A 13172-nucleotide genomic window follows, 5' to 3' on the forward strand; every position below is an offset into this window, starting at 1 on the left:
TTAACCTGCTGGTTTAAACACAACCAGATGATGTGAGTTTGGTTACTACTTCTCTCTCTAAATTATTGTGTAAATGCTAAAATGCTAATCATAAAATCACTCATTACTTTTATTTTTTATCCGCGACTTTTTATATTCGTCATATATTATGATGGTGTCATCATAGACCGTTAGTCTTGCGGAATAATCTTTATTATTTTTGTATTTTATTTTCATTGAGAGTAATTTATTTTCAATGTTTGAGCAGTCTCTTTTAATCGAATCCTCTACAAACTGATAAGTCAATTTTTCTTGACGAACATCAAAATCTCTTATCCATCCTTCACAGGAATCAGCGGTTTCAAAAAAATCCCGCAAGTCTTGCGGCATATCATAAATAACGATATGGTTAACATTTTCTGCAGACAAATAGTTGCAATGAGAAAATATCATAATGAAATTAATTATAATAAGGAATCTCTTGCGCATAATAATCTCTATATATAATCGTTAAGCCATTTTATTTGTGAAATATTCATCTCGGTTTTGCAATATAATGAAGATATTGGAATCCCATAACCGGAAAGCGCTCCAATACTAAGTGATGAATAGCCGCATTGTTTTTCCCTGTAAAGGATAAAATAACGATGAAGTTCGGGGAAGGTTATTCTTGCAAGGTGAATGTTAGAATCGTATGCAAGGGTCCCATCTTCATTAAGGCCTCTTTTCTTCCCTTCATTATTATCGAATATTTCCAGCCTTTTTTGTGCATTGATTTCTTCTTTTTTTAAAGCGATAACACTTTGCTGGTATTTGTCCATAAGGCACCAGTAAACTCTATCTTGTTGTATTAACTGGTCGTATGAGCAATCAGATGTTTCTATAGCGTGTGCGCTGGCAATGTTATATATAAATACAATATATAGAATGTTTTTTATGTTCATTGATTAGTATCCTTAAGAATTATCTTTCTTATTCGCAATAATGATAATATATGTGAGTATTATGGTTTGTTGTAATCTCCTTGGTTAGCTAATTTTTTTTGGTCGTAAGTAACTATAATTAAACTTCAGTCTTTGTATTCAATGATGATTCTGTGTTGGCTTGTTATAGTAATATCAATAGACGCTTTCTGGCAACCTTATTCCCTATTTAAAAATTTTATCTTCATAGTCATGATAGAGAAAAATAGCATCATCTGTCATAGTCAAAATTAGTAATAACTTATGATTGTTCGTATATTTTGTCTTCAGTCTACTGTTCCATATGTCTAATTTTGTACAGTATTTATGTATGTTTTTTACGGTGTCATCCAAAACTGGGTTTTTGTTATCGAAAAAGATAGGTAAATAATACAATAATCAGTATATAAACTTACTTGACGAACTTCTTTTGGGATTTTAGATGATAAATAATAATACTCGTCTGGGGTATATGTTTTTGAATATTCTGGCTTCTCGCGTGAATATGATGAGTTGCATACAAAAAGTAAAAAGCATAACAGTAAACGAGTCATGATTATTTCATACCCTCTGTATAATCTGGAATGTCTGCATGTATTAATTGTTCGCCTCTTTGCCTGTTTAGTTCAGCCATACAGGAATATATGCGAGTAAAACTACCCACACCATTTCCCCATGATTCTGCAAACGAGCACTGAGCAAGACGATAACGAATAAACTCTTGATTAGATTTATCCAGTCTGTAAAGTGCAATAGGGATAGCATCATCCAGTGCTGCACTTTTGACTTCAGACCATTTATTTATACGCAATCTGATATTATCTTCGGCTTTTCTCAGCGTTATAGTGCTTTCAATTACTTCATTTCTCAGGCAGTCGACAAGTTCCGCCTCTTCTCCTGATTCACAGTTGTTTTTACTTAGATAATAAACATTATTTGCATATGTGCTATGGATTGAGTAAATGCTAATTATCAGCGGAGCTAATATTATCAAAATCCGTGAAATACTAATCATTGATTTTTATTTCCTGTTGCAGATGTAAATAATGTGTGTACATAAGATAATTTTTCTGCATATTTAGAATCGCCACCACCATTATAACTGCTGGCAATAACGCTAGCTGTTATTGGCGATATCCACCCTGTAATAACTCTTTGTATACGACCCTTACAGTATCGTAACTCTTGACCATTATGAACTTTATTGGGGTTCACACCGGGGTTTGCCCTTATTAAAATATCCATTGTGGTGCCTATTCGATTTGTGTCTTTGGCTATAGCGTCAAATGTACTATGACCTTCAGTCGAAGATATTTTTACAGTATAAATTGTTTTGTCATTTGAATCATCCACAGAAACCATATCTGATTTTGATAATCTATTCATTAAGTATATAATTGCAGCTCTGATATTCATATGTGGATCTGCTATCATATTACTTGATGTGATACCTTGCCATGTTGAACCAGAAGGAATGACCAGGCTAACCGCCTCCGACCTACGGATTACAACTGGAGCAGCTTTATCTCCCTGAACACCAATGCGTAATGGTTTGTGTTCCCATTCATGTTTATGCCCATCTGCATCACCTTCTGTCCATAACATCGCTTTAATCCATAGCCAGTCCAGACGAGTATATGAAGGATATTTTGATAAATACCTATTCATATCAGACATTGCTTGAAAAATAAACTGATCATATGTATTCCAATTTGCTTTATTTTCCTTATAAGCATCTTCTCTTATTTTTTTCCATATATTGAGTTTATCAGTGCCAGTTAATGATTTCCTTTCAGGAATATTAGTTTTAAGCTTATCCCTCTGAGGTTGCTCAGTTCTAGGAATACCTTTGTGAATAGAACCATTTAACTGGCTTTTACTCCTTAATGTCATATGTACTCCTTGGGTAAAGATTTCACTAAAACACCCTCTCATTCCATAAGCTGTACGCACTGGTCCCGGCAATGCAGTGTTCCCAGTTGATTGATTCATATATAAAAGAAATACTTTCCTGAGGTTGTACTTCGCTGTCAATGATTACATGTGCAATCGAGAAATTAATATCACTAATTCGGGCTTTTTTTAATTCCAGCTTGTAATATTTTTCATTAATTCCAAATCGATTTGTCCGATAAAAATCAAAAGTGCAGGTCAATATTTCATTATCGTTAATTGCTTTTCCCAGCAAAGGAGATGATTTATCGACAGGTTTTTTTATCGTAACTGAATGATGATTGACATTTTGATCCCGACTTAATCCATGCGTCAGTTCATATACCATAATATGATCAAGATGCAGTAACTGAGCTTTATTACCGATAGAATCAAGTGAACAGCAACCTGCTGAAATCAATCCTTGCTTTTCACCGTTCAGAGTTAAATAAATTAAATTTGCCATGTTGTTCTCCTCGCGTTAACGATTATTTTCGTGATTTTGCATTAGTTGCCGACTCTGGCACTACATTGCTTTTCAGCAGCAGCCAGCGGCTTAATACGCCATTCATCTGTTCATTAACTTGTTTTTCCAGCGCTTCCGTATTCCGTCCCTGTGCCCTGGCGTCCTGGTACTGTGTCAGCAGGGATTCCAGCGGCGTTTCCTGATTCAGCAGTCGTTCCGCCTGCCAGGTGACGGTTTTGATATAGGAGAGGGTAAAGCCCTGTTTCTCTGTCTCCCGTTGCATCATCAGGTCGGCAAAGTCACGCAGATTTTGCCGCGCCTGCTGCAAGCCACGCATTTGCGGGCTGCTTTGCGCGCGGGTTTTCAGGATTTCATTCCACTGCGCTGTTGCCTGCTGCTGTTGCAAACTCTCCGGCCAGCGGCTGTCTGCGGTTTGCATCATCTGCATGCCTGTTTCCAGCAGTTGCAGCGGCGAGGTGTCGGGAAGCTGTTGCAGCCGTTGCCCGTAACTGTCCAGTTCAGGCGACGACAGCCAGACTGTTGCCGCGCCCTGTGCTGTATCCCTGACTTGTGAAAGTTGTTGTTGCATCGGGTACACCTGCCACCACCACAGTGCGGCAGCGGCAGCCGTCGTACAGGCAATACCCGCCATAAAACCTTTACAATTCCGGCCTGGCGTGGCGCTGGCGACCGGTGTGGTGCCGTTGTGGACTTCCACCTTCATTTCCGGCAGGTCGGGCAGGGGAGGAAGGCTTTCCTCCGTGACGGGCTGTGTGCTCTCCGGGGCATAGATCAACGTTCTGACGGTGGTCTGTGACGTAGTACCCACGCTGCTTTTTGGCTGTGGTTCTAGTCGTTTACGCGTGTTCTGCACAAAATAAAGCAGGTTTTCTACGTGCGGCTGGCGTTTCAATTCTACCTGCTGGAGTTTGTCGCAGATCAACTGCAATGCGCGCTCAGTCCGGTACAGCAACGGCAGGTTAGTGTCTGAAAAGGACAGTTGCTGGCGTAGGATATTACCGGTCCGGGTATTGAGCCAGTCAAGCATCCCGGTACGGGCTGATTCATCCTGCGGCCAGAATTTATCCCAGTCGTGGCTTATCATGGCCGCCAGTAGCTCCACACCTTCGCAAAATCCGGCCAGCCCGTGTGTACGCGTGCGCGCCAGGGTGTAATAGGTAGCTGTGTGCAGATCCACGCCGTTGGCTTTAAAGATCGCCAGTGCCAGTGATTCCACCAGTTTCCAGTTCAGCTCTGGCTGCGACGGGTGAGAGGATTTATTGATCTCTTCCCGCAGGGCGCTGAATTCCGGCAGGCCGCGAGGATCGCTGCCGGTAACAATAATTTGTGTGAGTATGTCTTGGCTCATTTCAGCCTCCTCAGTACAGGGTATCCGGCAACCGGAACTGGCTGAACAGCCCGCCGGTGAACGGGTTATCTACCGTGTCCGTATGCACCCGGTACACCATTGCGCCGCCGTCCACGTTAAAACGCACGCTGAATGTGCCATCCTGTACGCCGGTGAGTTGCCCTGCACCAAACAACCTGAACTGTGCCCACGGTCCGCTGAAACCGATGCTGCGCGGCGTTTTGCCGCCGGTGCCAATCAGCGTCAGCTTGCTTTCATTACCCTCACGCATGTTATTTGGCCAAACCAGATGCGCGGTATAATTGCGGCCCTGGCTGTAGTCCACTAACTGACCGTCAAGGTTGAGTACGCTGCGCCGTTTATTGCCGGAAAGCGATACGGTTTCCACGGCAAACTGAGCGCCAAGGCCGTTTTGCCTGCTGAAGAAGGCATCGCGAATTTCCTGCGCGGCATTCAGTTGCTCCTGGACGTCTTCGCGAATAATCACGTTGTTATCCCCGTCCTCCAGACTCAGGTTGTTTTCTATAAACAGACGCAAATTCTGTTGGTAGAACGTGTCCAGTACACCATCCGGTTTAAAGAAGCGTTCAAAGGCATCCAGCGATGCATCCTGTGACGAACGAGGGTTAAACGGATAGTTGTTGGCGAGCTGCTCGTTAAACGGTTTCACCACGTTGTCGCGCCAGTCCACTTCCATATAGTGAACCGCCTCCACCATTACCACATGCCAGGCCTGATCGGCCAGCCTGCCCACCCAGCGGTTAAGCGGGGCAGGCAATGTTTTTGCCATCTGGCGGGTGGTGAAGATTGGATCGCTGCTGTTTTGATCAAGCCGTAGCTGCACCGCCTTCAGTGCTGATTTTCCCTGTACCGGTGCGTTCTGGATCGCCAGCAGATAACGGTGCAGTTCCGTCAACTGTTGATAAACTGCCTGCAGGGTGTTTTCTTTGTCTTTCTGTACCGCCAGCGTGCTGTTCTCCGGGGAAAACTCATGTCCCAGGCGGGTTAGTAACTGATACTCCGGCTCTGCCATGGCTTCCTGAAGCGCTCTGTCATCCAGTTTTTCAGAGAGTACAGCGGGCTGTGTATTGTCGCGCAGTGCCGTCAGCGCCCGCTGGAGAGGCTGATCGCCGCTGATGATTTGCTCCAGTGCGCCGGTTAGCTCAGCAATGGATTCGTAATTGCGCACGTTAAGGTTATCCATCCCGGCGCGCCAGGTGGCGGTGTAGTCGCTGAGATACTGTTCGGTGAGCTGACGCTGGATTTCCGCCCGGTCTGCCTCGCTGTATTTCACACTGTGGGTCAGGTTCAGCACCCAGGAATCCATCGCCGTCAGTTCGACCAGCGCATCGCGCTGTTTGACAAAATAACTTTGCAAGCCGTAACGGGTGAGGAATTGCGGAACAATAAGTTTATTATCATCCCCGGAGGTAAACACCTGATCAAACGTGGCGCCCACCTGGTCACGCAGGTTCAGATCGGCGGGCAGCACGCCGAGGGCACGCGTTTTCAGACTCTGGTAAACACGCTGGTAGACGGGCAGTTTGCTGAGTTCTTTCTGGGCCGCCACCACCGGGCCGTAATAAGGCGTCCAGCGGCTGGTGGCGTCGACGTTGCCTGCCTGACGTTCCGCGTGCCAGTCTGTATGCTGCAGGGCATAGTCCAGATGAGACATAAGCTGCGCCTGGAGATCTCGCTGGCCATGGAACTTATCGCTCCAGCGTTTTGCCATGTACTGTTTCACTACCTCGTTGCTGCGTCCGCTTTTATCCTCCAGCATTCTGATGACGCGCAGTACCGCAAGTTTTTCCTCGCTCTCCGGCGGCGCGGCGTTCATCTCTTTGACCAGACCATTAAACAGGGCGGGCAGGTAACGCTGCTCCAGCAGTTGTAGGTAGGTCTGCTCCACATACGGGCCGACACGCCTGCCCTGATACAATCCCATATCGGCCAGGCGGCTGCGATCGCCCCAGTCACCGTAGGCCAGCGTGGCGTCACGCACCGGGTTGAGTAACGGCAGTTGCAGGTTGCCATAATCATCCATACCCTGCGGTGGCGGAACCGACATAAAGGCTTTGGCCTGCTCCAGTACGGTGATGCCGGAACGCCAGTTGTTATTGTAATAGTGATGCCAGCCCATAATCAGCAGCAGCGCGGCGATGCCCCCGGTGACGGAAAACACCGATAACCGGCGGCGGGACTGCATCAGCCAGACGCGGCTTTCACCGGCGAGGTTAGGCTCTGCCAGTAAAGTCTGTGGAAACAGGTTGCGGGTAAAATAGGGGGCTGTGTCCACCAAAGGCCAGGCCGTCATAGGGCTATTGCCCAGGCGGAACTGACGGGCGGCAGACTGCATAAAAATATCGTCTATCTGGCCGCGTTGCAGGGAGGAGGTGAAGTACACGCCTCGCAGCATGACGTCCATATTTTCCCCGTCCAGTAATCCGCTCAACAGGGATACCAGCGGTTCACGGCTGCCCTGTATCTGACGAACAAAGCTGAACAGGGAACTGCGGGAGCCGGGGGTTAGCAGTCGCTCCGGCAGGGCGTTATTGAGCTGTTCGCTCCAGGTCTGCCAGAATGCATTCAGCTCTGCGCGCCAGTTGTCATTTTCATGAGCATGACGGGTAAAGGTAACGCCAAGAATGGCATCGCGATCGTTCCTGTCCAGAGACTGAAACAGAGCAGCGAAACCGTACAGTAAATCCAGCCTGGTCAGTACCACATACACCGGTAACTGGCAGTGAAGGTGCTGGCGTATATCCTGCAAACGTCCGCGCAGAATTTGCAACAGGTGCTCCCGGCGGCGTTTGTCGGCAGTCAGCAGATCGGGCAGATCCAGCGTCAGTATCAGGCCGTTCAGCGGCTGTCTGGCGCGTTTTTGTACCAGCCAGTCCAGCATAGTTGTCCACAGGCGACGGTGCAGCACATCCGCCTCCTGTTGCTCAAACAGGAGGCCGTCTGCATCAAAAATGACCGCCTGTTTTCCCACATGTGGGATAACATACCGGCGCAATTCCACTCCCCGCACGGCCTCCGGGGCGTAAATAATGTCGGATGGAAAACCTTCGCGCAGCAGCGACGTTTTGCCACTTCCGGATGGACCAATAACCATATACCACGGCAGTTGCCACAGGTAGCGACGGTTGTCGAGATGGCGTTGCAGACGCAGCAGCCAGTGGTCGAGATAACGTTGCTGGGCAGTCAGTTCTACAGTCAGCGGATCTTTTTCCTCTTCACGCTGTTGTTTTTGCTGTTTTTCCAGCAGTTGCAGGCGCCTCATTACCCTGACGGTAAGCCATACCAGCGCTGCGAGCGCCCAGGCTGCCGTCGCCAGCCAGCGGTTCGTCAGCGGTTTAAGCCACTGCTCGTCGTAGAACGACCATGACGGGCCTTTCCACCAGATCCATACCAGCAGCACAATCCACGCCAGTGCCAGCAGCCAGGCGGCGGAAACCTTAACGCGGGGCATCGCCGGTCGGAGGACGGATCGCAGACTGCTGAACAGTCGAGGGGTTGGTAATCTGAACACGGTAACTCCTTGTTACGTTATTATTTTTCTGCCGTGAATTTGTTTTCCAGTTGCTCCAGCAGGGACGGCTCCCAGTCAGCCAGCGTCATACGCAGCCCTGCTTTAAACAACATCCGGTACTGCTGCTGTGCAAGCTGCACCATTCCGGCGTCTTCCATCAGTTGCGCGCCCAGATACTGCCGGAGAAACTGATCGCGCGGATCGCCTTCCGGCAGCTTTTCCAGGTATTGCAGTGCGGCTTCCAGTCCCTTCTCGCTGAAACACTGGTGGACAGCCTCTGTGTCTTCGTCGGTCCGCACAATCGGGGCTGTCTGACTGCCCGGAGACGTCGCCAGCCACTGTTTTGTCTGCTCACTCATAAACGGCGTGCGGTCATTAAACCGCAGGGTGGCAAGTTGCGGCAGGCGGACGAGAAAACGGGCCATTTCATCCCGGATGGCTTCTGCTGCACTGGAGTAACCCAGGCGTTGCGCGGTTTGCGCCGAAAGGTAATGCCCATCGAGCCAGTACGGGGCCAGAAGCAGGCTTTTTTCCACCTGTTGCCAGAGCGCCAGATCGGCATTGCTCAGTCGGGTCTGATAATCGGCGGTCATATCAGCAGGTACCGCCGCCAGCGGCGTTCGCCCGTCGCTTTCTGCCTGGGGTACGGATGTAATGGCCTGCCATAACGCATGGCGACGCAGGCGGTAACCCTGCGGCGAATCCGGCTGGCGCTCACAGAGAATGGCGGAGACTTTCAGCAGTGTGTCGCGCCAGGCCTTATCATCATGACTGTCAATATCGACGGTCGGGATAGCGGGGGCGGACACCGATGGCGATACCGGGGAGGGTAGTGTGGCTGCGGCCGGAGGTGCGCCGACGGATGGCGTGGGTGACGGGGCAGACAGCGCAGGCTCTGCCCCGCGAAATGCCCGGCGATACTGCGACGAGAGATCGTCGACGGCCTGCGCCAGTGCCGGGATATTTTGCTCCTGCCAGCGCTGCGCCAGTTTTGCCAGCTCAGCCAGCAGGTTGTCGCGTTGCGTGATATCTGCCGATTCTGCGAAGCTCTCTGCACCGGATTCAAATCGTTTCAGTACCTGGGCGGCGAAACGCTGTTTATGAGCTGCATTTTGCGGTGCGGCCTGCGTCCAGTAATGTTCCACATATAACGTCAGTAAACGTAACGCCAGCAGCGGATCACCGGCGTGTTGCAGCGTACGTAATAGGTGGGCCAGCAGGCGAAAGTCTTTGCTTTCCGACGCCAGAAGCACTAATCCCCGGCGCTGTATTTCCGGGATATCCAACTGACTGTGCGTCAGTGAGCCAAGTTTAAGCATTTCGCCGTCGATATATTCCCAGTCGGGATTATCGTCTTTCAGCGCGGAGACATGTTTATCTTCCGGCAGATTTTCAAGCAGGTGTGAAATCCAGGTATCCGGGTTACGTAAGTCCATTGCCATTTTTATTCCCCCGCCCAGTGGCAGGCGTCACGCAGCGGTGCGATGGTTTTCGCCAGCCCGTCAATGTTAAATGTCAGTTTTCCGGCGGCACTGTCCGTACCGGTGTTGATGGTCAGGGTTTTTGTGCCAAAGAGCTGCTTAATTTCGTCAATACCGGATAGTCCGCGGCTGGACTCCAACAGGACACCGTTCTCACGGATAAACCAATGAGACTGAAAGCGTCCGTGGTCAGTGGTCAGCGTCACGGCGATGTCGTTCTGCGTCATGGAATGGGTCAGCGCCACCTGCATCCGGGTGATGTTGTCCACACAACTGAACATCAGTACCGGGCGTGGCGGGACGTTGCCGATGGCAGGTGTAGTAATAACCACAGTAGGGCGTTCGCCATCGCTCTGCGTCATCAGTAGTGCGGTGGAATTATCCGGGCGCTGTTTCTCCTGGGCGAAAGCCCGTTTCCAGGCTTCACCTTCATAACGGGCCTTTACCAGCGCGCCATTAAAGCTGGGTTGCTCTGGTGCCAGAATATGGTCATAGCAGTCAAGACGCTCCAGTGCAGCAGGCTCCCGGCGACAGTCCAGCATGGCACTGAGCGTCGTCTGTGCGTTGGTTTCCGGCACCACAATCCCCGGCAGTACGGCAATCACCTGTTTTGCAGGTGTTTCCGCCTGTACTGCGCGGGGGAATAATCCCGGCAGCAGCATTATGATCATGAGCGTCTGTATTCTGCTCATAGAACGGTTTTGTCCTCTGTTTCTGGTTCCGACTGTGTGTCGGAATCAGTGCTATCCTCCGGTGCATCTTCCACATCAGCGATAAAGGAGCCGTTTGTCACACCCAGCGTGATACGGGCAATGGCGATATTCGCCGCCATTTTCTGCAACAGCAGCAGGGAGAGCGGCGGCAGCATCTCACCGTCGATGACCGACTCCAGCATCCGCGCGCCGTTTTCAGCGCGGGTGACGCGCTGCATTATTTCGTCGGTGACTTCCGGCTCAATTATCACCTCTGCACCGAAGCGTGTACGCAACACGTTATCCAGCCGCGCCAGTTTCCCGGCGATAATGACGGAGAGTGTTTCACGCGACAGCGGCAGGTATGGCACCACTTCCATGCGTGCCAGTAGCGCAGGTTTGAAGAAGTCTGCCAGTATCGGATACAGCGCGTCGTGCATGGTTTCAGGGTGATCGGCATGTTCGACAATCAACTGATAACCGAGGTTGGAGGTGAGGAAAAAGACGATGTTTTTACAGTCAATCAGACGGCCTTCGCCATCTGCCATCTCGCCCTTGTCGAACGCCTGGTAGAACAGGTTAAGCACGTCCGGGTGCGCTTTTTCCACTTCATCAAGCAGCACTACGGAGTAAGGTTTTTGACGAATCGCTTCGGTCAGCACGCCGCCCTCGCCGTAGCCAACATAGCCTGGAGGGGAACCAATCAGGCGAGAAACAGTATGTTTCTCCTGGAATTCGGACATATTGATGGTGGTGAGGTACTGGCGACCGCCATAGAGAAGTTCTGCCAGTTGCAACACGGTTTCCGTTTTACCCACGCCGCTGGGGCCGGCCAGCAGGAATGCACCCAGAGGTCGCCCCGGGCGGCGCAGATCCGCACGCGCTGTCAGCAGGTGCTTATGCAGATGCTTAATCGCCAGATTCTGGCCCTTGATAATGTCACCCAGCCACAGCGGCAAATCGGTGATGACCGACATCTCGTTCTGCGACAGACGGTTAAGTGGTACGCCTGTCCATTCGGCAATCACAGCTGCGATTTGTTTTTTATCGACGTGTGGGGAAACCAGAAGCTGCGTATGGTGCAGAGTATTCAGTTCGGCGGTCAGCGCTGCCAGTCGTTCTGCGGGACAGCGTTCTGGGACGGTTTCTGGTTGCTTCGTCGCGAATTCATTTGCCGGAACGGGGGTGTTTTCGGCATCCACTTCTTCTGACTGCACATTTTCTTCTTCACTGCTAACGGATTCATCCAGCAGCCCTTTACGCAGCGAGATAATTTCCTGTACCAGCGCCTGCTGCTGGTGCCATGCCGTTTCCAGTTCATCCAATTCGGTCAGCGTTTCGTCATACTGCACCAGTACTTCATTCAACCGCGAGGTATCAGATCGCAGGCCTATGCGGATTTCACGCTCAAGCTGGTGAATTTCTGCTTTGCACTGATGGCTCAGTGTGGTCAGCGCTGAAATTTGCCGTGGTGGAGAGGAAAGATTGATCGCAACGCGGGCGCAGGCGGTATCCAGCACATCAATGGCTTTATCCGGTAACTGACGTCCGGAAAGATAACGCTCGCTTAACGTTGCTGCTGCCTGTAAGGCTTCATCATCAATCAGCACGCCGTGGGACTGCTCATACACCACCGACAGGCCGCGCAAAATAATGGTGGATTCGGCAGCATTGGGTTCGCGTACTTTTACCAGTTGGAAACGACGCGACAGGGCGGCGTCTTTCTCGAAATATTTTTTATATTCGCTCCAGGTGGTGGCGGCGATGGTTTTCAGCTCGCCGCGTGCCAGCGCAGGTTTTAGCAGGTTAGAGATATCCAGCCCGCCCTGCTGGTTGCCCGCACCAATCAGCGTGTGGGCCTCGTCGATAAACAGAATAACGGGTTTCGGTGACTGAATGACCTCCGCCATCAGCCCCTTAAAGCGCTTCTCAAACTCGCCTTTCACCGACGCACCTGCCTGTAGTGCACCAAGATCCAGGGTCATAATATCGGTATCGCGCAGCTTGTCCGGTACCTTGCCTGCGACAATGCGCAGCGCCAGTCCTTCGATCAGCGCGCTTTTGCCGACGCCTGCCTCACCGACTACCACCGGATTGTTTTTACGGCGGCGGCAGAGAATATCAATCATCAGGTCAATTTCATTATCGCGGCACAATACTGGATCGAGCCTGCCGTTGCGGGCATCATCGGTCATGTTTCTGGCGTAGCGGGCAAGCAGGCTGTCTCCGGTATCGGTTGCGGCGCTGATGACCTGCCCGTCCGCATTCAGCATAACCGACTCGGCTGAAGCCTTCGTCCATCCAGCAAAATCCTGCTGTAGCTGGTCGCGGTTGATGGCGGTGAGCAGCCGGGCGGCGGCGGGCAGCACGTAGCGCAGCGGCGAGTGGAGCAGGGCGAGCAGCAGGACGCCCCCGCGCAACTCTGTCTGCTGCATTTCAGCGGACGCCAACAGCCAGGCCTCTTTCAGCCATTCAACCAGCATGGGGGAAAACGACGGATAGCTATCCACTGAACGGGTGGTGGCGTAATTTTCCACTGTCAGCGCCTGGCGTAAATCATCGGTGCCGATCCCGGCGCGTTCAGTAATGACCCGCAAATCGCTGCGCGGGATAGCCAGCATCTGGAGCAGTACGTGGCTGACAGTGATTTCCGCCGCCTGCTGGCTCATACACTCCGAGGCTGCGGCTTCCAACGCCTGTTTCGCGAAGGGATTAAGCCGTTTTACCAGTGTGGCCAAATCAATCTGGATCATATGTGT

10 protein-coding genes are annotated in these 13172 nt (G+C 50.8%); all 10 read right to left on the reverse strand.

Annotated elements, in window-relative coordinates:
- Positions 1-96: 96 nt before the first annotated feature.
- The 10 genes from SK35_RS03890 to tssH all read right to left on the reverse strand — a co-directional run bounded on the left by SK35_RS03890 (position 97) and on the right by tssH (position 13166).
- Positions 97-468, reverse strand: a complete 372-nt coding sequence (locus SK35_RS03890; RefSeq protein WP_048215547.1) for a hypothetical protein — start codon at positions 466-468, stop codon at positions 97-99.
- 8 nt (positions 469-476) lie between these two features.
- Positions 477-923, reverse strand: coding sequence for a DUF1311 domain-containing protein (locus SK35_RS03895; RefSeq protein ID WP_048215548.1), 447 nt, complete (start codon positions 921-923; stop codon positions 477-479).
- A gap of 574 nt (positions 924-1497) precedes the next feature.
- Positions 1498-1956: a lysozyme inhibitor LprI family protein gene (locus SK35_RS03900; protein WP_048215549.1), complete on the reverse strand. Its 459-nt coding sequence runs from the start codon at positions 1954-1956 to the stop codon at positions 1498-1500.
- Positions 1953-2834, reverse strand: coding sequence for a LysM peptidoglycan-binding domain-containing protein (locus SK35_RS03905; RefSeq protein ID WP_133158653.1), 882 nt, complete (start codon positions 2832-2834; stop codon positions 1953-1955). Before SK35_RS03905 ends, SK35_RS03900 begins: the two co-directional genes overlap by 4 nt.
- 25 nt (positions 2835-2859) lie before the next feature.
- Positions 2860-3339, reverse strand: coding sequence for an Hcp family type VI secretion system effector (locus tag SK35_RS03910; RefSeq protein WP_048215550.1), 480 nt, complete (start codon positions 3337-3339; stop codon positions 2860-2862).
- A 22-nt stretch (positions 3340-3361) separates the two neighbouring features.
- Positions 3362-4708, reverse strand: coding sequence for a VasL domain-containing protein (locus tag SK35_RS03915; protein ID WP_048215551.1), 1347 nt, complete (start codon positions 4706-4708; stop codon positions 3362-3364).
- 10 nt (positions 4709-4718) lie between these two features.
- Entirely contained in the window at positions 4719-8150 is a 3432-nt protein-coding gene (gene tssM, locus SK35_RS03920; RefSeq protein ID WP_156174805.1) for a type VI secretion system membrane subunit TssM, read from the reverse strand.
- 110 nt (positions 8151-8260) lie between these two features.
- A complete protein-coding gene (gene tssA / locus SK35_RS03925) occupies positions 8261-9682 on the reverse strand; it encodes a type VI secretion system protein TssA (protein WP_075551231.1) in 1422 nt (473 codons plus the stop codon).
- A 2-nt stretch (positions 9683-9684) separates the two neighbouring features.
- Positions 9685-10413 carry a type VI secretion system-associated protein VasI gene (gene vasI, locus SK35_RS03930; protein WP_048215553.1) on the reverse strand — a complete coding sequence of 243 codons (729 nt, stop codon included), beginning with the start codon at positions 10411-10413 and terminating at the stop codon, positions 9685-9687.
- Positions 10410-13166 (reverse strand): type VI secretion system ATPase TssH, encoded by a 2757-nt coding sequence (gene tssH, locus SK35_RS03935; protein ID WP_048215554.1) that lies wholly within the window; start codon positions 13164-13166, stop codon positions 10410-10412. The genes vasI and tssH overlap by 4 nt, the downstream gene beginning before the upstream one ends.
- Positions 13167-13172: the final 6 nt, after the last annotated feature.

This window comes from Citrobacter sp. MGH105 (assembly GCF_001037485.2).
Classification (GTDB): Bacteria; Pseudomonadota; Gammaproteobacteria; order Enterobacterales; family Enterobacteriaceae; genus Citrobacter; species Citrobacter portucalensis.